A 21,083-nucleotide genomic window follows, 5' to 3' on the forward strand; every position below is an offset into this window, starting at 1 on the left:
TAATGAATATGGTTAAAGTAGATAATTAATTAGCCAGTGTGCATATATGTAGTTGGGATTAACATATAACAATGAATAAAATCATAGATTTACCTGTACTCTATTCTCTAAGGAATTGCCCCTTTGCCATGCTAGCAAGAATTGCCATTTATAAGTCAAATCAGCCTATTTGGCTTAGAGATATTGTATTAAGTGACAAACCCGCTGAAATGTTAGCTGCTTCCCCTAAGGCCACAGTGCCGGTGATCGTGACCCCAAAAGGGCAGGTGATAGAAGAAAGTTATGAAGTGATGTTGTGGGCATTAAGCCAAAGCGATCCTGATGATTTACTGTTTGCCACTGACGCCGCTAAATTTGATTCGATGCTTGCGCTTATCTATCGTTTTGATAGTGAATTTAAGTCCTGCCTTGAAAACTACAAATGCGCCAAACGCTATAGCGAATCAAATATTGTGGAATGTCGTCTGGCCTGTGAAGTCTACGTACAACAACTTGAGCTGTTGTTATCCGAGCATGAATTTTTGTTTGCGGATCGTGAGAGTTTAGCTGATATCGCATTGTTACCTTTTATCAGGCAATTTGCCCGAGTAGAGCGGCAATGGTATTTGCAGTCGCCATATCCACATGTAAGAGCATGGCTTAATGCTTATCTGCAAAGTAAAATGTTCAGTAAAGTGATGACTAAATATCCTCTATGGCTTGAAAGCCGACAAGATGTAATATTTCCTGATTTACACTTTTAGCGATTATTACTTCTAGCGACTATCACTTCTAGCGATTGCCGAGCCCATAGTTAACAGCAAAAAGCCCGCAAATGCGGGCTTTATTTGTTGTTAACAGCAGTGCTTTAAGGCACTCCTGTTAAAACCAGCTGAACTAATTTAAGCGCTGATTAAACAGGGCTAATTAAAGCTCTACGTTAATCCACACTAAACGGTGATCTGAAGACAGCCACTTTCCGCCGCCCTTACTATAACCTGTACCAACACGTTCGTCATTCATCATCAAACGACCTTCTTCAAAAGTCGCCGGCCAGAACACCCCTGAGTCAGTGACATTTAAATCACTTGATGGAATAACATGGTCTAAGCGTAAACCTGAAGTACTGGTTACCGCATCTGGGTATTTAGTGTCCCAGTTTTCTTCTTTACATTCGCCGTTAGACAAACACTCTGGTCCGCCTAAGCTACTTGGTGCGTAAATTCCGTGAGTAGCAAGTTGGTTAACTTGATCGCTATACATTAAGTCTTTAATGGTATCTAAATAGCCGTCACCGCTTTCTGGATCGGCATTTAGATCACCTAAGATAACGAATGAGGCGTCATCTTTAAGGCCACCTTTTTCGCCTTCGTCATCATAAATGTAACTACCATCTCCAGAGGTGTAATCGTCCCAGAACTTAATCTCAGCGCGGTTAAGTGATTTATTGTTATCCGTCAGCGTGTCAAAAACAGGTGGTGTTGGATGAGACAGTAATAAGTGAATCACTTTGTCGCCATCAGCGGTTGGGATGACAATAGGCGCATCAACGTGGTTTTTTGATGACATTGGTTTGTCAGCCCAAGCGTCAGCAGTGTACCACTCATCGCCACAAGCCAGACCTTCCGGAATTGGGTTGTTTTCATCATCACAGTTAGTAATGATTGGGTTGGTTTCACCCGGCATGTCTTTCCATTTAAAATCTTGGAAAGTACGGATGTTTGCGGTATCGATTGGGTACTGAGACAATAAGCTGAAGGCATATTGACCGTGGTAGAAACCGAAGCCCCAGGCGTCATTAGGTAGCGCTATTTTGCCATCACGGTTTAAATCGTGACCACTTAATAGGCCTGTATTAGTGGCGAAGTTTTCAAAATAACCAAACTGGATTGGCTCAAGGGCTTTAAATTCTTCAGACGTTGAACCTAAAGCATTTTGTGGCACAGTTAGGTAGTTTAAACGGAAACCTTGGATTGCTTGTTGGTCTTCTGCTGTACCATCGTTATTGAATTCACCCATCCATAAGATTGCAGGTCGTTCAGTTTGGATAATTGCTGCAACGTTACGAATTTGAATAACCTTTTCTGCCACAGCGAGTTCTTCGTCGCTAAGTGACTCATCGAACCATTTATTCATTAATTCATCTTGTGCAGCAACGGTAAGCGTCATCTCTGCTACAAGATCTGTGAAAGTGCTTCTGTCAAAAGATAAGTTATAAGCACCGATACGAACATCTGTGGTTTCAGGTGTAGGCTCGCCTGGGTAGTAATTATTAGTTTCGTCATTGCAACCAGCAAGTAAAGCAACACTCACTGCCATGGCAGCAGCTGTTTTTAACACTTTCATTTTTAACCCCATTATTATAAATATATGCCTCCTTTCTTGGAAGCTAAGGGATTTTAAACACCTGAAAAGCTGGCTAACAAGTATAAATTGAAGTTGTGACTAGCTTGTTGCCACAGAGCTTTTTATTTTAAAGTTACGTTTCGCGCTTGGTGTTATTGTGTTTTTGTTTGGTTGTATTTGTTGGGGTTTATCAGCAGTAACTAAACTGATACATACTGACATTAGCTTTTAGTATGCTAGCGTATAAGCGAAACAAAGCGCTTTAATGAAAACTACTTTCACTTTTAGATGCTGACTTTAAAACCCAATGAGCTGCTAATTAATATTTTTTAGCTTATGTGACAATAAATAATGTAAATTTCCGGCTGCTTATTCAGCAGCGCGAACGATTTAATTAATGATTTTAGGTTGCACCATCAAGTGCCTGTCATTTCCCTATTTTGTAAAACATATAAAGAGGTAAATCATGAGTCGCTTGTTTTCTTCTGATAGCAAACAACAACATCAGAGCCAGCTAGATAGTAAGTTGCCAGATGCTAGTAACAAAGTGCCTTTAGGGAAAAAGATCTTCGGCTGGTTAAAGCAAATCGTCATACTGATTGTGTTCGTGATGGTCATTACGGGTTTAATGGATTTATGGCGCGGCAAAGACATTCAGCATGATAACTTACCTGAATTACAGGGAGTAACCCTTAAAGGTGAAAGGGTCGATGTATTGGCGATTAGCCAAGATAAGCCGGTGTTGGTGTATTTTTGGGGAAGCTGGTGCCCAATATGCCGCACAGTAAGCCCAGCCGTTGAAACCATGTCGGCTTATTATCCGGTGATCAGCGTGGCAATGGCGTCAGGCAACAATCATGAAATACAAGCTTACCTTGATGATAAAGGCTATAGCTTTGAAGTGATAAACGATCAGCAAAGTGAACTCAGCAATGACTGGTCGGTACAAGTCGCGCCAACCATTATGGTATTTAATAAAGGTAAACTCACATCCTATACAACAGGGATGACTAGCGTAGTGGGCCTGTGGTGGCGCATGCTGCTGGCATAATTTAGTTGTTGATAGCTAATCAGTTGTAGATAGTTAATCGGTTGTAAATAGTAAAAGCTCCCAAAGCAAAAGGTTCGAGAGCTTTTATTATGATATTTAAAACGAGTTAACAGAGATCTTTTATGGTGGTAGAGCTACCATTATCCATCACTGAACGAATACCATTATCTCGTGATGCGACACTGGCATACATCTGACTGGTACCAATAATTTGATGATTAGCCGCTTTAAGGTTGAAATAGGGCTTATCATTTTTAGCGGTTTCTTTAGTGAATTTATCTTCGCTTTGAGAATTGACTTGCACCGAGGCGATACCATTATTAGCGCCACTTTTAGCGGCATATAGCTCACTGGTCAGTATCACCTCGCCATTGCCAGCCTTTAATGCAAACTTGAACTGACCATTATTGCCTTTGCTTAACTCGAACCATCCAGACATAACACGCTCCTAATTACAGTGCTTATAGTGCTTATAGTGCTTATAGTGCATATAGTTAGTGCATACCAAAAATGGTATGCACTATGTTTTATGAAATTAAGTCTAGTAAAAAGAACGTTTAGCGGTAGCAACTTTAGTTTGAGATTTAGGTAAGGGAACTGAGTAAGCGGCGGATATCGTAAGTGGAGTAAGCAAGAGGCTAGTTGATTCACTGAGTCGTTATAATGCGGGGGATAAGGTTTTATTGGATGAGCAAAACGACCTGTAGCTGACAGGGTCATCGCTTTCTGTCGTGAGGCTGAGCAGAGGTCTAAACAAGAGTTACAACAGTCAGTGCCACTACAGCTTTCGAGGAAGTTAACAGCCAACTTATTCCCTTAATGACTCTGGCTGCTAGTTAGCACGACAAGCTTGAGGTGTATTCATGTGATGATTGAGAAACATAATTAGCAACACATTAGCAAGTGCGAATGTGGTTAATATCCCTTATGTTAGTTTTTTACTAAGGAAGCTAACCCTTTAAGGATTACCATGAATAAAACCCTCATCGCATCATTATTAGTCACTGCCACAAGCCTGTGTTCTTTTTCATCTATTGCAGCACTTACCCCCTTTCAAAAAGATGTCCTCAAAGTGATGAAGATGGAGCATCGCAATGCAGCTGATAAGGAACGCGATGATAACCGAGTGCCATATCAGGCTTTAGCGTTTTTCGGCTTAGAAAAAGATATGAAAGTGATAGAGTTTGCGCCAGGAAATGGTTGGTATAGCAAAATTCTCGCACCACTGCTTAAGGATGATGGCGAGCTACATCTGGCGTATAAAAAAGAATGGTTAGAGGGAATGAATGACACGCTAGCGATTGATGTCATGAGCAAAGCTAAGAAGCTGCCTATTGAACTTGATTGGAACCCTGAGGCGCGAAGCTACAAATTAGGTACGATTGATTTTGGCATGGCTGACGCTGATATGATGCTGAGTATTCGTGAATATCATAACTTTAACCTTGAGGATAAAACCAAATTAAACAAAGCCACATTTGATGCATTAAAGCCTGGTGGGACTTATGTTATCGTCGATCATTCTCGTAGACACATGATGCCAGAAACCGATGAAATGCGTCGCCGTGAAGATCCCATCGATGTCATTTTAGAAGTTCAAGCTGCAGGATTTGTATTAGAAAAATCATCAAAGATGTTTTATCGACCTGATGATGAGCTACGTTATGAAGTGGGTCGCAAATCGGTGACAGGTAATACCGATAGATTCACCTTGGTGTTTAAGAAACCTAAATAAATTATTCAAGTTAGATTGACGAAGCCTAAATAGTACTTGAAGTCAGTTTTTTGCTTTCAGAAAGTGTATTAAGTCTTTAATTAAAGATCCAATACAGAACTTCGATGATTAGTCATCATGTCAACGATTTGACGCTTGATTTTTTGAAGCTATAAAATTGCTTTTTACTAATAAATTACATTTAAATTAAATGAAATATTCAATTTTTAGACTAGTACGATCAATGTCTCATAAATAAAAAAATTATTTTAAGTCTATAAATTTTAAGATTTTTATAAACCTATATCGTAAGCTGCATTATGCTTGGTAATATACAGTATTTTCAATATAATAGATTGAAAGAATTTTTGGTGTGATTTTTGCTTTGTTTGTGTTCAGTTGTAAACTTAAAGTGAAATATTAAGAATTAATACAATAATAACTTGGAGAGTACATGTTTGATAATCAATCTATTCTGATAACAGGCGGTACTGGCTCGTTTGGTCGGAAATATACCAAAACAATTTTAGAGCGGTACAAGCCTAAAAGGTTGATCATCCTTTCCAGAGATGAGCTGAAGCAGTATGAAATGCAACAAGTTTATAATGATCCTTGTATGAGATATTTTCTTGGGGATGTGCGCGACGCTGACAGAATGTTACAAGCTTTTAAAGATGTTGATTATGTTATTCATGCTGCAGCAATCAAACAAGTTCCCGCAGCTGAATACAATCCAATGGAATGTATTAAAACCAACATTCATGGTGCTGAAAATGTCATCAAAGCTGCCATAGCCAATAATGTTAAACGTGTTATTGCACTCTCTACAGATAAAGCCGCTAATCCGATTAATTTATATGGGGCGACAAAGCTTGCTTCAGATAAATTGTTTGTTGCGGGTAATAATATTGTAGGGGAAGGGCGTACTCGTTTTTCTGCAGTACGTTACGGCAATGTGGTTGGCTCTCGTGGTTCTGTTGTTCCATTTTTTAAATCTCTCATTGATAACGGTACTGAATCACTGCCTATTACTCATCCTGATATGACTCGATTTTGGATCTCGCTACAAGATGGTGTGGATTTCGTATTAAAGAACTTTTCTCGTATGCATGGTGGAGAGATTTTTGTTCCTAAGATTCCTTCTGTACGCATTACTGAGCTTGCAGAAGCTTGTGGCCCTGGATTACCACATGAAGTTGTAGGCATACGACCTGGAGAAAAATTGCATGAGATTATGTGCCCAGGTGATGACTCCCATCATACGATAGAATTTAACGATCACTTTGTTATCATGCCAAGTATTACCTTCTTTGGAAAAGATAATGATTACTTCACTAATAAATTAGGTGAAGTCGGGGAGTTAGTTGAGCCAGGTTTTGAGTATAACTCCGGCAGTAATCCTGATTTCCTATCAGTTGAACAGATTACGAAGTTAGATGATGAGGCCTGCTAGATATGATTCCTTATGGGCGTCAGTCAATTTCTCAAGAGGATATTGAGGCCGTAACGGCAGTACTTCAGTCTGATTTTTTAACACAAGGGCCTCAAGTGCCTTTATTTGAATCGAGTATTGCAGCAATAACACAATCTAGTTATGCCATAGCGGGTAATAGTGCGACTTCAATGCTTCATGTTGCTTGTTTAGCTTTAGGTGTTACTGAAGGCGACATTGTTTGGACAAGTCCCGTTTCGTTTGTCGCTTCAGCTAATTGTTCTCTTTACTGCGGTGCGACGATAGATTTTGTTGATATCGATCCTGCTACCGCAAATATGTGTCCTGAAGCCTTAGCTATTAAGTTATCAATGGCCAGTAAAACGAATAAACTGCCCAAGGTCATTATCGCTGTTCATATGGCGGGGCATAGTTGTGATATGGAAAAAATCGCAGCATTAGCTGGCCAGTATGGCATTAATGTAATTGAAGATGCCGCCCATGGCATTGGTGGCCATTATTTAGCTTCCCCATTGGGTAGTTGTAAATACAGTGACATTACTATTTTTAGTTTTCATCCAGTAAAGATTATTACGACCGGTGAGGGTGGTGTTGCAACCACTAATAATCCAGACTTAGCTAAAGCAATGTCATTGTCTTGTAGTCATGGGATTACTAAAAACAAAGCAGATATGGAAAACTCTAATGAAGGCGATTGGTTTTATGAGCAACAATCGCTTGGTTATAATTATCGAATGACCGATATGCAAGCAGCATTAGGGTGTAGTCAACTTAAGTTATTGTCCCATGTTGTAGCTGTACGAAACCGCCTTGCGGAGCGTTACCAGAACTTATTAAACGACAGCGATATAAAGGTGGTTATACCGCTAGAAGGCAGTGTTAGTGCCTACCATTTATTATTAGTGCAGTTACCTGATAAGTGTGATCGTAAGTCAATATTTAATGCGATGAGAAAAGCGGGAATCGGTGTTCATGTTCACTATATTCCTATTCACTTACAGCCATATTATCAAGAACTTGGTTTTAAAAAGGGTAGTTTTCATAATGCTGAAAAGTATTATCAATCGTGCTTAACACTGCCTTTGTTTCCTAATTTAACTTTTGAGCAGCAAGATTATATTTGTAACACTTTGAAGGAGTTAGTCTGTTGAATATTGCTATTATCCCAGCAAGGGGCGGAAGTAAGCGAATCCCTAGGAAAAATATAAAATTATTTGATGGCAAACCTATTATTGCGCATGTCATTGAACGAGCCCTTGAAAGTGGTTGTATTGATCGCGTTATTGTTTCGACTGATGATGATGAAATTGCTGACGTTGCCAGAAGTTATGGTGCAGAGGTGCCTTTTTTAAGACCAGCAGACTTAGCTGATGATTATGCGACGACCGCAGTGGTTATTTCTCATGCATTAAATTGGCTAATTGAAGCGGGCCAAAAACCTGACTTTGCTTGTGTCATGTACGCGACTGCGCCATTTATTCGTGCTGACGTATTAAGTGAATCCTTCTCACTATTGAACGCTGCTCCCCATAAGAAGTTTTGTTTTGGTGTAGCTGAGTTTCCAGCGCCAGTTCAGCGAGCATTTAAAATTAGCTCATCTGGTGATGTTGAGATGTTTCAACCTGAATATTTTAATAGCCGCTCACAGGATTTAGAGAAAGCTTATCATGATGCTGGCCAATTCTATTGGGGAACAACAGATGGTTACCTTGATAGTAAAGGGATGTTCTCTAGTGACTCAATTCCTTATGTGTTGCCTTGTCATCAAGTGCAAGATATTGATTCGCTAGATGATTGGACAAGAGCTGAAGCTTTGTATCAAGTGATGATGGGAAAGTAAGCATTGATGAAAAGTATTGTTTTTAGGGTAAACGCAGGTCAAGCAGCAGGAGTCGGACACCTTGTTCGTTGTTGTTGTCTCGCGACAGAATTACAAGCGTTAGGCCATAAATGCTTTTTTTTATTCGCTAATTTTGATGCTTCAGTGTTGCCTTTTCTTGATGGGATTGAATATCGCTACCTTTTTAATGACGACCATCGTCAATCAAATAGTGATTTAAACCCATTGACATCCCCCCTTACACCAACCAAAAGCTTTGAACCAAACTGGAAACTGGATGCCCATTTGACCCAGAAATTTATTGACGCTAACCAAGTTGATTGGGTGGTATTAGATGATTATATATTGGGCAAAGAGTGGGAGGCGATAATTTGTGGCGGTGGCACAAAGCTGATGGTTATCGATGATCTTTGCCGGGAGCATGAGTGTGATACTTTGCTTGATATTCGTTGGCGAGGAAAGAGTACTCTTAATGCATACGATGATTTACTTCCAGAATTAACAACTAAATTGTTGGGGCCGCAATATGCATTACTGGCCAGTCAATATCAGCAGCAAGTGACGCTAGATAAAGTGCCAGTAGATAATGATATTTTCACTGTGCTTGTGGGTGTCGGGGGTGGTGGTGATAGTCAAGTTAGCAGTGATATTATCATGGCTTTATTGCAATTAACCACGTCGATTAATATTGTTATTAGACCGATATTGGGTCCTCTTACTGAAAATAAACAGCAGTTACTTGAAACATTCCAAGATAATGAACATGTTCAACCGATTACTGATTGTTTTGACCTTTATCCTTATTTGACTCAATGCGATCTTTATATTGGTGCTGCTGGTGGCGTGTTATATCAATTATTGGCCTTGAATAAACCGGCTTTGACTTTTTCTCTAGCTGAAAATCAACAAAACGTGCTCTCTGATTTAGAGGGCATTGGTCACTTCTTTCATTGCAACTCTGATTTTGATATAAAACAGTTGGCTTCATTAGTGCTGACGATATCAAATAAATATCAGCGAGTTAAAGCGCTTACCAGTAAAGCAGTCAACATCGATGGTTTTGGGGCATCTAGAGTGGCTAACGTTATATTAGGCTCGGAGGCACAACCTTTAGCTTCGTTTATTCAACCTGTGCACATGATTGATGAAGCATATGAGCAACTAAGCGATATTTATCGTATTCGAGGTGTTGTTGATGGTGATATTAATCATTACTTGGATAGCCGCAACCTACCTGCGAATAAACAAAATATGATAGAGCCCAAACCGATAGTTCGACTCGGACATTATGCTTGGTGGTTTAATACCCAAAGAGACTCTTATTTGTTAGAGAAAGACAATCAAGCAAGTCTGTATATTTGGCATCAAGTTCAATCGTATCAGCTGCGTGATTTTCTCATCGGAGGCTGGTTTGTTTGCCAAGCAGAGACCTCTTTTCAAGATGCGCTACTCGCATTAAATTGGCAGCTTGAACATTGCGATAAACGATGGCCAAGCATACCGTGGATAGCCGTTATCCACCGTAAAAATCGCTACGTTAAACTGATGAATGATTATTTAGGTTTTAAAGAAGTCGAACCTGAAAGCGACTATTTTAATGTAGTATCGTCCATTTTCGCCGATGCCTCAGTCGATGAGTTTTATTATGTAATGCGAGAGCCTTTGGGCTGATCAATTACACATGCAACATTATTACACCCAACATTACACCTAACGTCGTCACAGGATTGAGATGCAGCAAGTTAAACTTAGTAAGACTCCGCTTAAAATAGGGTTTATTGGTGGCGATCACGAATCTGCCGTGGGTTATGCTCATAGTGTGGCTTGCCAGTTAGATGGTTTTTGGGAACTGACTTCTGGTTGTTTTTCCCGTGATGCTGAAAAAAGCAATAAAACAGGTGAGTATTGGGGTCTTAGCTCTGAATTTATCTATAGTGATTGGGCGCGCTATATAGCAGAACAAGGTGCGAACCTTGATGCTGTTGTCGTGCTAACACCCACTCCAAGCCACGAAGAAGTGGTGTGTAAATTATTACGTGCTGGTATTGCTGTTATTTGTGAGAAAGCCATGGCTGCAAACCTGTCTCAATCGTTAGCAATACAACAAGCATTGCAGGAGACCAAAGGTTTCCTTGCGGTGACATTTAATTACAGTGGCTACCCGATGTTAAGGGTATTAAAAAGACATGTTGAAGCTGAAGACTTAGGTAAAATACTACAAGTTCGTGTTGAAATGCCTTCAGATGGCTTTATTCAAGATATTAATAGCATGTCTCCGCAAGCATGGCGCTTGGTTGATGGTGAAATACCGACGTTGTTACTGGATTTAGCGGTGCATGTTCATCATATAAGTGACTTTGTAACGGGATGTAAGCCAACTAGCGTGAATGCGAATTTCAATCATTACTCTGTGTTTGATGGGATTGTTGATGACGCTAACATTTGGCTGAAATGTGAAAATGATATACAGGCTTCTTATTGGGTGAGTAAAACGGCAATAGGATATAAAAACGGTCTGAAAATATCGGTGTTTGGCGATAAAGGTAGTGGGCATTGGGTCCAAGAGGAACCTGAAGTTTTGCACCTTTTCAATCAGCAATCGGTAGAAACAATCTATAACAGAGGCAATTGTCATTTTGCTGATGAGATAAGAGAGCGCTTTAAACCTGGGCATCCTGGAGGCTTTATTGAAGCTTTCGCGAATCTATATGAAGATATTGCCCAAGCACTTATAGAATATAAAAGTACGGGTTCACATCAGTCGCCTTATGTTTTTGGTTGGCAACATGCCCACGAAGGCTTGGTATTACTCAATGCCGCAACTGAATCCAATCAACAACAACGATGGATAGATATCATTTAAATTAGGGAGTTATCCATGAAAGGATTATTTCAAAAAGTCAGTATTGGTGAACGTCTTATCGGTCCTGATGAGCCCGCTTATGTTATTGCAGAGTTATCTGGTAACCATGGTGGCAGTTTAGACAAAGCAATTGAATTATTACGCGCAGGAGCGTCAACGGGCGCAGATGCGATAAAACTGCAAGTTTATCGCCCAGATACCATTACCTTAAATGTGAATCATGGTGACTTTGCTATTGCGCCTGATAATGCGTGGGCTAAATACAAAAACTTATATAATCTTTATGAGTACGCTCATACGCCATGGGAATGGTTACCTGCACTATTTTCTGAAGCTGAAAAGTTAGGTGTTGAACTGTTTGGTTCAGTATTTGATGACAGCTCTGTTGATGAACTTGAACAGTTTCCAGTTAAAGCTTATAAAATTGCTTCGCCTGAGATAGTTGATTTAGGATTGTTAAAAAAAGTGGCAGCCACAGGCAAACCCGTCATTGTATCTACTGGCGTTGCAAGTTTAAGTGATATTGTTACTGCTGTTGAATGTTTAACTGAGTTCGGCTGTACCCAGATTATCTTGCTTAAGTGCACCACCGCTTATCCAACTCCTCCTGAAGAAGTGAACCTTAAAACGGTACAAAGTTTAGCGCAGACATTCAATTGTCCAATCGGCTTATCTGATCATACTGTCGGCATTGGAGTGTCAATTGCCGCGGTGACAATGGGCGCTTGTGTGATTGAAAAGCACATTAAACTAGACGATGGTGAAGAAACTGTCGATAGCTTCTTCTCGCTAACGATTAGTGAATTCAAAAACATGATCACTGAAATCCGCCGCGCTGAAGTTGCCATCGGTAAAGTCGAATACAGTCTAACGCCAGAAGCAGCCAAAAATAGTAATGGTCGCCGTTCACTGTATATTTCCAAAGACATTAAAAAAGGTGAAAGCATTACTGAAGCTAATATTCGTTCAGTTAGACCTGGTTACGGGTTAGAGCCTAAATATCTTCCATTAGTGCTTGGACGAAAGGTCAACAAAGACCTAGAAGCCGGTGATCGATTAAGTTGGGATGTTATCGCTTAAGCGAACAGTTAAAAGTGTATTTAATATGAATAATGAACAGTACCCTCATGTTGTTGAGACGATTTTAGATTATATAGCACAGCATTGTGAAGTCAGCGTTGATGATAACAGTAATTTTGTTGCCGAAGGCCTACTTGATTCCTTTGCTATATTGAGCCTTATCATGATGCTAGAGTCAGAGTTTAACGTGAAATTTAAACCTATTGAACTTGCTAATCCTCAGTTACAGCTGGTTAAAGGTTTAGCTCAATCGGTTTGTGACAAGTTGTCATCATAAGGTAAGCCCTCTCATGTCTCCTATCTATGCTCGCTTTCACTTAGCTGCCATCACCATGCCGGAAAAATTAGCGCTGCATGATGGTGAGCAGCGTTATACCTACAAGCAACTTTTACAACGAGTTGATAGTTTAGCGTTATATATACTTTCAACAAGCGGCAAACTAAGGCCCCGAGCGGCATTAATTACCAATGAACAAATAGATAATGTCTGTGTCAGTATTGCACTTGCTAAAGTTGGGGGATGTTGTATCCCTATGAGTGCGCACCTATTACCTACGCAGATACAAGCAGCTTGTTTAGCTGTAGATGCCAACATGGTCATAGGTAAACAGCTTTTGCTTGATAAACTTGTTGGAGACACTGGATTGACAAGATTATTAACTGATGACTTTAATGAACGAAAGGCGTTAGATTGTTCAACTGCGTTTGGTAAGGAATGCCAGCAACAAGCTGAAAAATTAGAAATCGATGAATGGTTATTGGAAGATGATTTCCTTATCACACTCTCTTCTGGCTCTACGGGGCAACCAAAGCCCATTATGATATCTCAAGCTGTGAAGCTAGCGAGAGCTGAGCAGACATGGGCGCTTTATTTGCTTTCATCTAACGATACAGTGCTATGTGCATCGCCTTTTTTCCATTCTTTGGGCCAGCGATTAACCTTTGTTCCCTTATTGTTGGGCGCGAGTTTAGTTCACCTTTCACGCTTTACGCCATTAGCTTGGTTAAATTTAGTGGCAGAGCAAAAAGTGAGCTTTGTTATCGCCGTTTCATCACATCTTTATGCATTGAAAAATAGCTTAATATCCAATGCTGCAGCGTTGCAAAATCTACGTACTATTGTGACTTCTTCTGCCCCGATTGATGCAGGCTTTAAAGCGCAAGTATTTAATGCCATAGGTTGTGATTTTTACGAAATTTATGGTGCTACAGAAATTGCAGTTGCAACGAATTTAGTCCCTGCGGATGCCAAATATAAATATCAAACTGTTGGCCTTCCATGTGACAACGTAGATCTTCAAATAATCGACTCCAAATTACAGGTCGTTGACTGTGATGTTGTAGGGCAAATAGCGGTTAAATCACCACTGAGTTTTACTGGCTATTATGGTAAAACCGAACTTACAGCAGCGTCTATTGAGCGAGGATATTTCTTAACAGGGGATATTGGTTCAATGGATAAACAGGGGTTTGTTACTTACGTAGGTAGGCAAAAAGATGTCATTATTTCTGGGGGTATCAATATTTACCCTAAAGATATCGAAACAGAATTATTACGTCACCCTGAGCTTAATGAAGTCGCAGTAATTGGCGTTGAAGATAGCCTGTTAGGTGAAGTCATTGTTGCTGTTTGCATTACTGAAATAGGGGAAGAGTTAGAAACCCCGTTAAGACGATTATCTAATAAAAATCTAGCTTCATTTCAGAGACCATTAAAGTATTTTTTCCCTAAATCTTTGCCGTTAACTCCAACAGGGAAAGTTTCAAAGCTGTTATTACGAGATGAATATAGCAAACTTAATCAAGGGTGGACTGATATGTTGAGAGTGATGTTATATGGTGAGTAGCGGGTAAAGTATCGCTACCTCTAGAACTAAAAACTCATCCCTTTATCTACAGTATCGCCTAATTAGTAAGAACCCATAAGGAATTACATCTATGTGGACCGAACAAATTGACATCATCAGCCAAGATATGAAAAAGGTTGATTCAAAGTATTTACCGACCAGTTTTTGGCAATTTGGTGCAAAAGGCCTGCAAAAAGACATAGAAAACCACGGCATTGAAAACTTTCGCCGTTTATCGAGTGCGCGTTCATTTTTGTTCCAACCTACCTTTTTCATGGTTGGGCCACTCAAGCTGATAAATATCAGAATATGTTAGATATGTGTCAAAGCCAATTAAGTGATGACAACAAAGCTTGGTTGTCGATGCAAGATTTCTTGTCTGGTGAAATGCATGCTAAAAGTGATTTCAGAGTGTACAAAGCGAGTGAAAGTATAAAAGCGCCTTTTACAGACCGTTTTAGTGAAAGTGAAATTGGCTCGCCTATTGAGCAGTTTGAATTTAATGAGCAAAAGTTTAGTCGCTCAAGCTTGAACTACTTATTAGGACTAAGCTTTCTAAAGCAACAAATTAAAGATGTCCCAATTAAAACCGTGTTAGAAATTGGTGGTGGGTTCGGATCCCTCGGTGAGATTTTACTTAGCGATAGCCGTAATGACACATTCTATATGAATGTCGATATTGCACCGACGTGTTTATTTTCAACTTACTACCTACAAAGTAATTTTGGAAAAGATAATATTGCCGATTATCAAACAGTAAAAGCGATGAAAGAGCCATCGTTACACAATCTTTCTGAACGTTATAAAGGGGCTGTTCTTTGCCCATGGCAATTGCCAGACGTTAGCGGTGATTTAGATTTGTTTGTTAACTTTATCTCTTTTCAAGAGATGGAGCCGGATATTGTCAAAAACTACCTTGAGCATGTTGCTAGGCTCAACTGTAAATATGTACTTTTACGTAATTTACGAGAAGGTAAGCAGCTTGCTACAGATGGCAGTCATGCGGGTGTCAAAGAGCAAATAAAAGGTGATGATTACGATTCCTTTTTACCTGATTATGAGCTTATTTCTACCAATGTTCATCCATTTGGATTCGAAACCATAGACGGTTATAATTCTGAATTACGTCTCTATAAACATAAGAGTGTGGATTAATTATTCTGAAAACTGGGTTGGCATTATTGTTAAGCCAGTGACTTTGAGAGGGATGTGAGAGTTATTATATCCCTGCCTGTAATTACTCATCATCAGCGAATTTGGGATAAGGGAATCGGTTTATTCGTTCGTGCCGTAGCAAAGTATTATAAGGCAAACTTAGGTATACATTATTGATTGGTAAAATGTCTAAATATGGTCTCCCCACAAGGACTCGAACCCTGATCGATCGCTTAGGAGGCGACTGCTCTATCCTGTTGAGCTATAGGGAGACTGTGCGTAATTATACAAGTTTTCTTTTAGTTTTAAAGGTTTTATAGCTATTTGTTAAATACTGACTGGCTTAACTGTTTATCTTTTAGCCAAAAGTGCAGGGTAGGGGATAAAGCTTCATCAATTTATGAATGATTATGGCTTATTTAAAGCTGATATAAACTCAGTTTCTGGCTTAGTTTTTAAGTAATATGGGTAGCTCATATTCTAAATAATCAGCTAAGCATATCCAATCATGCTTTTCCTGAGATGCAAGGATCTCAGGCAGTATTTTCATAATATTAACTGCGTTATGATGATTTTCAAGTAACGGTTCGAGTAAGTTTATACACTCTCTAAACTGTTGCGACGCACTTGCTTCTTGGCCTAATCTAAATTTAATGGCTGTCGAAATACATAAGGTAGATAGCTCATTTTTTGCAGCATCTGCATTCGAACCATGGTTATTATGTTGATTGGTTTTCATATTACCGACTCCCTGTAAGCCACTCCGTTTATTTTGGCGCCGTCTTTAGTAGATTTATAAAATTGGACTTGAGGTTTCGATTTTATATACAGTTCAAGGTATCGAAGGTAAGCCCTGAAGTTGAGGTCAGTGGCGACTTTATTACCATTACCATCTAGAACCCAATGTTTATTCGAATAATTAATGGAAGGACCTAGTTCGCCATCTTTCCAAAATGCATGGGTTTTATTATGTGGATAGCTAAAGTCACATCCATATAGATTAATCTCTGTGAGCCCGAGTTGAACAGCGAGATCAATTGCTGGATGTATAACGCTGCCATTGGTATAAAGTCTTATTTTTGGCATGCGTGAGTGTAGGTCGTCAAAGGTTGCTCTGTTTGTATAAGCGTTATATTTTTTTCCGCCCCATTGGTTAATGACTATGGGATCTGTATTTGGAAAGTAAACTAAAGATATTTTTTCTGACAGATTTTCTGGTAAGTGCTTTAGAGTAATATTTTTATCGATTGTGACAACAATATCCGGAATGATCCCTTCATTTTCTAAGGCCATAAGCGCCGTATCAACAGCGATCATTAACGGTCTAATTTTATTGGGTAATTCACGCTGTTTTTTTAGAATCTTATACTGACTCTCAAGGGTTGGACCTGTGGCGATGATACTCGCAGCTTTTTGATAATGAGCTATCACTATTTGTTCGGCGCTAGGATCTCTTTGTAGGGCAATCATATTTTGGGTATGTCGCGCTATCATTTCAGCATCATTTACTTGGTGCTGGATATTGGCGAATTCTCGATTGTTTTCTAAAACCAAGAAATCTCTTAATACACTACTAGCTTCATCTGCCAGCGCCAAATCAGGGGTGATAGCAATATAGTTCTCTGCTAATTGATATTGTGGCGGAATAAATAAATTAACTCTTGAGTCTGCTAGCCATTCACTTTGGTCTGTGTAGGTGAGTAATAATGCGAAAAGACTAAGGTTTAGTGGTGCTATGTCAATGCTCTCGAGGTTGTTTATATCAATAAGCAAACTCGGAACATCTCCCATACCAACACCATAAAGAGTGACCGTATTACAATTAGTATCTAATTGGTCTATGTACAGTTGCGCTTCAGCCATGCGGTTGTGTCGGCTACTTAATTGAATTCCATTTACACTAATTGTTTGAGTATTCCCTGTTACAAGAGATGCAGAAAAATTCTCTATTGAATTTTGATCTAATTGAGTTGCCAGTTTAGGCCACCGCTGCTTAATTATATTTAAATTAGATAGAAATAGTTCACTCACTTTGGGGACTTACCTTATGTCATCAGGCTAATTGTGTTAGATAGTTGGATGCAGTTAAATTGTCAGGATTAAACGATAGTATTTGTTCAAAAGCTGATTTGGCTCCGTTTATTTCACCTAGGCCTGCGAGAAAAATACCAAGTTTGATTAAAGTGCTCTCATCGGTAGGGTATTTATCTAAAAAGTCCAAATACATGTCTAATGCTTGTTGGTTATTACCTTGTAAAGATAAAATATGAGCATGTTGTGGTAGATATTCATCGCTATATTGTGTGAGTTCACTAAGCGTTTTCTCTGCTAAATCAAGATCGTACAACTTCAGTGAAAGAAATAGAATTTGTTTTCTCTCTATTTCAGTTAACTGAACATCTGCAATTTTCTGTACTGATTCTAGGGCTAATTCAAAACGTTTTTCGATGATATAAAGATAATGCTCTGCTAAATGGAATAATCTGTCCGCCGTTTCATTTTCTTTCATTAAGGGCTCTAAACCCTTCAATAGTATTCTTAAGCCTGTGGCATTATTATTTTTTTGGAGGTCTAATATTTTTGTTTGAGTATTGACCAGTGATTGATTGGATTTTTGCATTGAAAAGTAAGGATGCGATAGACTCGTCAATTGTTGATGGTAGTTTTCTTGTAGTGCTTCTATTAGATGAGTGTCCTCCTTTGAATAAGATATTTTAGACTCTTCAGTTTGGGATGCTAGCCAAATATTGACTCTGCCTGGCTGATTATATTTGAGCCAGCCTTTATGCAGCAATGAAATTGATGCGGTTTCTTTTAATTCTTCTAGTCTCAACTCAACATAATCAATAGATTCAGCAATTGAACCAATTAAAGTAGAACTAATGACTTTAAAAGCATTGTAATATTGGTAAGTCATGTCATTCATCTGATCAACAGTCCAATCCTCAGTATCTTTTGTGGTTAAAAATTTAGAAAACTCATAATAACCATAGAATTTGATAGCATTGGTGTATTCGGCAAAATTGTTTTTTAATGTGTTTTCAATTGACTCAATTTTAGCGTTTATTTTTTGATGTTTCTTTGGTGTTTTTCTATTACTTACTAACTCTGAGTTCAATTCAATAGCTTTAATACATAGGCAATTTATTCTTTTGAAGTCAGTAAGTGCTGATGAAAGTTCATCATGTTTTTTCACAAAGAATTCTGCTTGGCTCGAACTCAATTCATCCACCAGAGCCAACAATTGCTGTGGATTTATGTTAGCAGGAATAATCTTGACGCTATCAATCGGTTGGTAATCGATACCATCAACTTGAGCAGCGTTTATTGATAGGTTAGATATTGTAACATCAGGGTAAGATTGAGCTTCTTCCTGGAGTGCTTGTGCTGCATAAACCAGCTGTATAGGTGTTTCTGCTATTTCACCTGCATAGGTTTCTACCCATTCGTTAATGGCACTATTACTGGTGCCAGCTTGAGCCTCAACAGTTCCTTGTGCATGAGTAATTCCATTATTGGAATGGCAAAAATCAACTCCAGATAACAGGATATTTTTAAAACCATATTCTATGGCAATTCTTAATGCACTATTAGTAACAGTAGGTCCAATGGTTGGAATATTATTTGGCTCGTTTACCCATGGTAAAGCCTCTCCTATATAGAGAGATGTCCCTTGCCATTGACTAACAATTCGGTGATTAACATGATGAGAAGTAATAAATAAACTTTCTTTGGAAAGCGACATCATGTCTCGGTTCACTTCAAAGCTATGCTCTTGAGGATCAACAGAAACAATAATATGTGCTGGAATTCCTGCTTTGGAAAGTATTGCAGCCATCCGAGACACTGCAATAATGAACAAATCTTGATAGTTGTTTTTTATCCAAGCTATATGGTTATCAAAGGATGGGCCTCCACCAACAATGATAGCCATTTTTCCCGTAAATTTATTATTTAATATCGATGCAGGGATATGATTATCACAAACATTCTTTAGCTGTTGTGTTACAAATATTTTCTGTGTAAAACAACTTTTCTTCAGTGATGTATGCTGAGATATTATCCGATGTGCTGTATTGAAAAATTCAATATATTCTTCAATGATGCCGGATGAGACTGCAAGAGAAAGCGTGATAATTGATTGATTCTTTATTAAAAAGAGATCGTCTTGACTTGATTCTAAGTGTTCAGACAATTGTTCTAGATTAAATATTTTTATGTAGCTACTTTTATTTTTTGGTATATCTACGTTAAGTAAACTTAGGACTACAGGTAACTCTACAAAAATATATTTGCTACCACTTGGTCTATCATTCTCTAATATATAGTTAACCAATAAGCCTGAATCAAGACCAAAAATAATATGGAGAGTATCCTCTTTAAAAATGTCCCTGCTATATTTTTGTTTATATAGTGTTCTTGAGTCAATTTTTTCAAATGTATTTCGATTTACACTGGGTAAGTAATACTCACCAAACTGGCTGATAGAAAATTGATTTTTAATCACTGAATGTGTATCCATATTTTTGCCTTTAGTATTAGCCATCTCAATATATTTAAATCTTAATCACGATATCTTGTATTTGAATATTCCCTGTTGCGTCTATGCCTTGTAATACTGCGGTGGCACTTTCTTCTGATACTTGATCAATGGTGACTGTTGCGCGGTTTGGTGTGGCAACGGCGCGCATTAAATTCACTCTGTCAGGGATGTTTTGTTGCAATACAATTTGAAAGCTATCACCGGCTCTCACATGGTGCTTACGGCCTAAGTTAATAATTATTCTATTGCCTTGTTTAGCCACAATTTGTCCCAGCAGTGGGCGACAATTTAGCAAATTATCAATGTCAGCATTGCTTTGCTGCATAAGCTGGTTAACCGTTTGGCCATAGCTTGAGCGCCAAAAACGTTTAGTGGTGGGTGATACGGTTTCGTCACGTTCAAACTCCCACGGCGCCTGTGCTGAGTAATCTTTACTCCAGACTTTTTCACCGCTAATAGCGTGATACAAAGTTAACTTAAAGCTGATTTGTCTTTGTGGATAGCTTGTAAATAAGCCAAATAAAAGGCTAGAGCTGGGCTCGGTAGAGATATCAAGAATATCAGGTTGCAATATGTATTGGCTGTCGGTGATTTCGCCTAACCAACTTGGGATGCGATTACCTTTAAAATTGATTAACTCATTGCTGTGATCGAGTGCTTCATCGGCGTGAATGCGGGCAAAGCTATTATGGGAGTGACTATTTAGTAGCACGCCATACTGTTGTGATAGTGCTTGAGTAAAGTTTAATAACTGACCATAACGTAATTGAGCGCGATCTTGAATACTGGCCTGAGGCACCATTATTGCCGCTCTTAATTGCTGACCTCGGCATTGCTGAGCTGAGTCGTCTTGAAGATCTAATCTTAGTAATACAGTAATGTCAGTGCTCGTGAGCATTTCAGATACCAGTTCAATATTATTGTCTTGTCCTATATGACTAAACTGAAATGCATCTTGGCTTAACTGCCCCTGACCCGAGATGTATTGACTATTAACGTTAACACCAACCCCAGCTTGCATGCTGGCATAGCTTAATGCTTGGCTTATTGCCGCTTCACGGGCTTTGTCGACATTACCATTGATGATATTCGCATGGCCTGTTACTTCAATAATTTCAGCTTTTAACGGCAGACTCAAGATACTGACAAACAGCAATATGGCTGCGGAGTAGAGTCGCTGGGTTGTTTTACTGCATATTTTCATATTAATCA

19 protein-coding genes and 1 tRNA gene are annotated in these 21,083 nt (G+C 39.0%); 13 read left to right on the forward strand and 7 right to left on the reverse strand.

Going from position 1 to position 21,083, the window contains the following annotated elements; translation table 11 throughout:
- Positions 1 to 71 precede the first annotated feature (71 nt).
- Positions 72 to 743: a glutathione S-transferase gene (locus Q4533_RS05885; protein WP_303502292.1), complete on the forward strand. Its 672-nt coding sequence runs from the start codon at positions 72 to 74 to the stop codon at positions 741 to 743.
- A 163-nt stretch (positions 744 to 906) separates the two neighbouring features.
- On the opposite strand, the gene Q4533_RS05890 is transcribed toward Q4533_RS05885, so the two are convergent.
- On the reverse strand, positions 907 to 2,325 hold the full coding sequence (locus Q4533_RS05890; protein ID WP_303502296.1) for an endonuclease/exonuclease/phosphatase family protein: 1,419 nt from the start codon (positions 2,323 to 2,325) through the stop codon (positions 907 to 909).
- A gap of 466 nt (positions 2,326 to 2,791) precedes the next feature.
- Here Q4533_RS05890 and Q4533_RS05895 point away from each other — a divergent pair, with 466 nt between their 5' ends.
- Complete coding sequence (locus Q4533_RS05895; RefSeq protein WP_102438710.1) at positions 2,792 to 3,376, forward strand: protein disulfide oxidoreductase; 585 nt, start codon at positions 2,792 to 2,794, stop codon at positions 3,374 to 3,376.
- A 106-nt stretch (positions 3,377 to 3,482) separates the two neighbouring features.
- On the opposite strand, the gene Q4533_RS05900 is transcribed toward Q4533_RS05895, so the two are convergent.
- Positions 3,483 to 3,815, reverse strand: coding sequence for a YegP family protein (locus tag Q4533_RS05900; RefSeq protein WP_102438708.1), 333 nt, complete (start codon positions 3,813 to 3,815; stop codon positions 3,483 to 3,485).
- Positions 3,816 to 4,346: 531 nt separating this feature from the next.
- On the opposite strand from Q4533_RS05900, the gene Q4533_RS05905 reads away from it, so the two are divergent.
- The 11 genes from Q4533_RS05905 to Q4533_RS05955 all read left to right on the forward strand — a co-directional run bounded on the left by Q4533_RS05905 (position 4,347) and on the right by Q4533_RS05955 (position 15,328).
- Positions 4,347 to 5,111: a class I SAM-dependent methyltransferase gene (locus tag Q4533_RS05905; RefSeq protein ID WP_303502299.1), complete on the forward strand. Its 765-nt coding sequence runs from the start codon at positions 4,347 to 4,349 to the stop codon at positions 5,109 to 5,111.
- 433 nt (positions 5,112 to 5,544) lie between these two features.
- On the forward strand, positions 5,545 to 6,543 hold the full coding sequence (gene pseB, locus Q4533_RS05910; RefSeq protein ID WP_303502302.1) for a UDP-N-acetylglucosamine 4,6-dehydratase (inverting): 999 nt from the start codon (positions 5,545 to 5,547) through the stop codon (positions 6,541 to 6,543).
- Positions 6,544 to 6,545: 2 nt separating this feature from the next.
- A complete protein-coding gene (gene pseC / locus Q4533_RS05915; protein WP_303502306.1) occupies positions 6,546 to 7,694 on the forward strand; it encodes a UDP-4-amino-4,6-dideoxy-N-acetyl-beta-L-altrosamine transaminase in 1,149 nt (382 codons plus the stop codon).
- Positions 7,691 to 8,383 carry a pseudaminic acid cytidylyltransferase gene (gene pseF, locus Q4533_RS05920; protein WP_303502309.1) on the forward strand — a complete coding sequence of 231 codons (693 nt, stop codon included), beginning with the start codon at positions 7,691 to 7,693 and terminating at the stop codon, positions 8,381 to 8,383. The genes pseC and pseF overlap by 4 nt, the downstream gene beginning before the upstream one ends.
- A 6-nt stretch (positions 8,384 to 8,389) precedes the next feature.
- Entirely contained in the window at positions 8,390 to 10,054 is a 1,665-nt protein-coding gene (gene pseG, locus Q4533_RS05925; RefSeq protein WP_303502312.1) for a UDP-2,4-diacetamido-2,4,6-trideoxy-beta-L-altropyranose hydrolase, read from the forward strand.
- 61 nt (positions 10,055 to 10,115) lie between these two features.
- Positions 10,116 to 11,246, forward strand: coding sequence for a Gfo/Idh/MocA family protein (locus Q4533_RS05930; RefSeq protein WP_303502313.1), 1,131 nt, complete (start codon positions 10,116 to 10,118; stop codon positions 11,244 to 11,246).
- A 15-nt stretch (positions 11,247 to 11,261) separates the two neighbouring features.
- A complete protein-coding gene (pseI, locus tag Q4533_RS05935; protein ID WP_303502315.1) occupies positions 11,262 to 12,326 on the forward strand; it encodes a pseudaminic acid synthase in 1,065 nt (354 codons plus the stop codon).
- A 25-nt stretch (positions 12,327 to 12,351) separates the two neighbouring features.
- Positions 12,352 to 12,603: an acyl carrier protein gene (locus Q4533_RS05940; RefSeq protein WP_303502318.1), complete on the forward strand. Its 252-nt coding sequence runs from the start codon at positions 12,352 to 12,354 to the stop codon at positions 12,601 to 12,603.
- 13 nt (positions 12,604 to 12,616) lie between these two features.
- On the forward strand, positions 12,617 to 14,173 hold the full coding sequence (locus Q4533_RS05945) for a class I adenylate-forming enzyme family protein (RefSeq protein ID WP_303502321.1): 1,557 nt from the start codon (positions 12,617 to 12,619) through the stop codon (positions 14,171 to 14,173).
- 91 nt (positions 14,174 to 14,264) lie between these two features.
- Positions 14,265 to 14,489, forward strand: coding sequence for a hypothetical protein (locus Q4533_RS05950; protein WP_303502324.1), 225 nt, complete (start codon positions 14,265 to 14,267; stop codon positions 14,487 to 14,489).
- Positions 14,483 to 15,328, forward strand: a complete 846-nt coding sequence (locus Q4533_RS05955) for a putative sugar O-methyltransferase (RefSeq protein ID WP_303502326.1) — start codon at positions 14,483 to 14,485, stop codon at positions 15,326 to 15,328. The genes Q4533_RS05950 and Q4533_RS05955 overlap by 7 nt, the downstream gene beginning before the upstream one ends.
- A 196-nt stretch (positions 15,329 to 15,524) precedes the next feature.
- Here the strand turns inward: Q4533_RS05955 and Q4533_RS05960 are convergent.
- The 5 genes from Q4533_RS05960 to Q4533_RS05980 all read right to left on the reverse strand — a co-directional run bounded on the left by Q4533_RS05960 (position 15,525) and on the right by Q4533_RS05980 (position 21,075).
- Positions 15,525 to 15,600: transfer RNA gene (locus Q4533_RS05960), tRNA-Arg, on the reverse strand.
- Positions 15,601 to 15,776: 176 nt separating this feature from the next.
- On the reverse strand, positions 15,777 to 16,067 hold the full coding sequence (locus Q4533_RS05965; RefSeq protein ID WP_303502328.1) for a hypothetical protein: 291 nt from the start codon (positions 16,065 to 16,067) through the stop codon (positions 15,777 to 15,779).
- Positions 16,064 to 17,359: a motility associated factor glycosyltransferase family protein gene (locus tag Q4533_RS05970; protein WP_303502330.1), complete on the reverse strand. Its 1,296-nt coding sequence runs from the start codon at positions 17,357 to 17,359 to the stop codon at positions 16,064 to 16,066. Before Q4533_RS05970 ends, Q4533_RS05965 begins: the two co-directional genes overlap by 4 nt.
- A gap of 22 nt (positions 17,360 to 17,381) precedes the next feature.
- On the reverse strand, positions 17,382 to 19,850 hold the full coding sequence (locus tag Q4533_RS05975; RefSeq protein WP_303502332.1) for a 6-hydroxymethylpterin diphosphokinase MptE-like protein: 2,469 nt from the start codon (positions 19,848 to 19,850) through the stop codon (positions 17,382 to 17,384).
- Positions 19,851 to 19,884: 34 nt separating this feature from the next.
- On the reverse strand, positions 19,885 to 21,075 hold the full coding sequence (locus Q4533_RS05980) for a flagellar assembly protein T N-terminal domain-containing protein (RefSeq protein WP_303502335.1): 1,191 nt from the start codon (positions 21,073 to 21,075) through the stop codon (positions 19,885 to 19,887).
- Between the last annotated feature and the right edge of the window lie 8 nt (positions 21,076 to 21,083).

This window comes from Shewanella sp. 6_MG-2023 (assembly GCF_030547195.1).
Classification (GTDB): domain Bacteria; phylum Pseudomonadota; class Gammaproteobacteria; order Enterobacterales; family Shewanellaceae; genus Shewanella.

Coding starts and splice junctions, on each gene's coding strand:
- Q4533_RS05885 (WP_303502292.1), top strand. CDS start 72: ATGAATAAAATCATAGATTTACCTGTACTCTATTCTCTAAGGAATTGC.
- Q4533_RS05890 (WP_303502296.1), bottom strand. CDS start 2,325: ATGAAAGTGTTAAAAACAGCTGCTGCCATGGCAGTGAGTGTTGCTTTA.
- Q4533_RS05895 (WP_102438710.1), top strand. CDS start 2,792: ATGAGTCGCTTGTTTTCTTCTGATAGCAAACAACAACATCAGAGCCAG.
- Q4533_RS05900 (WP_102438708.1), bottom strand. CDS start 3,815: ATGTCTGGATGGTTCGAGTTAAGCAAAGGCAATAATGGTCAGTTCAAG.
- Q4533_RS05905 (WP_303502299.1), top strand. CDS start 4,347: ATGAATAAAACCCTCATCGCATCATTATTAGTCACTGCCACAAGCCTG.
- pseB (WP_303502302.1), top strand. CDS start 5,545: ATGTTTGATAATCAATCTATTCTGATAACAGGCGGTACTGGCTCGTTT.
- pseC (WP_303502306.1), top strand. CDS start 6,546: ATGATTCCTTATGGGCGTCAGTCAATTTCTCAAGAGGATATTGAGGCC.
- pseG (WP_303502312.1), top strand. CDS start 8,390: ATGAAAAGTATTGTTTTTAGGGTAAACGCAGGTCAAGCAGCAGGAGTC.
- Q4533_RS05930 (WP_303502313.1), top strand. CDS start 10,116: ATGCAGCAAGTTAAACTTAGTAAGACTCCGCTTAAAATAGGGTTTATT.
- pseI (WP_303502315.1), top strand. CDS start 11,262: ATGAAAGGATTATTTCAAAAAGTCAGTATTGGTGAACGTCTTATCGGT.
- Q4533_RS05940 (WP_303502318.1), top strand. CDS start 12,352: ATGAATAATGAACAGTACCCTCATGTTGTTGAGACGATTTTAGATTAT.
- Q4533_RS05945 (WP_303502321.1), top strand. CDS start 12,617: ATGTCTCCTATCTATGCTCGCTTTCACTTAGCTGCCATCACCATGCCG.
- Q4533_RS05950 (WP_303502324.1), top strand. CDS start 14,265: ATGTGGACCGAACAAATTGACATCATCAGCCAAGATATGAAAAAGGTT.
- Q4533_RS05955 (WP_303502326.1), top strand. CDS start 14,483: ATGTTAGATATGTGTCAAAGCCAATTAAGTGATGACAACAAAGCTTGG.
- Q4533_RS05965 (WP_303502328.1), bottom strand. CDS start 16,067: ATGAAAACCAATCAACATAATAACCATGGTTCGAATGCAGATGCTGCA.
- Q4533_RS05975 (WP_303502332.1), bottom strand. CDS start 19,850: ATGGATACACATTCAGTGATTAAAAATCAATTTTCTATCAGCCAGTTT.
- Q4533_RS05980 (WP_303502335.1), bottom strand. CDS start 21,075: ATGAAAATATGCAGTAAAACAACCCAGCGACTCTACTCCGCAGCCATA.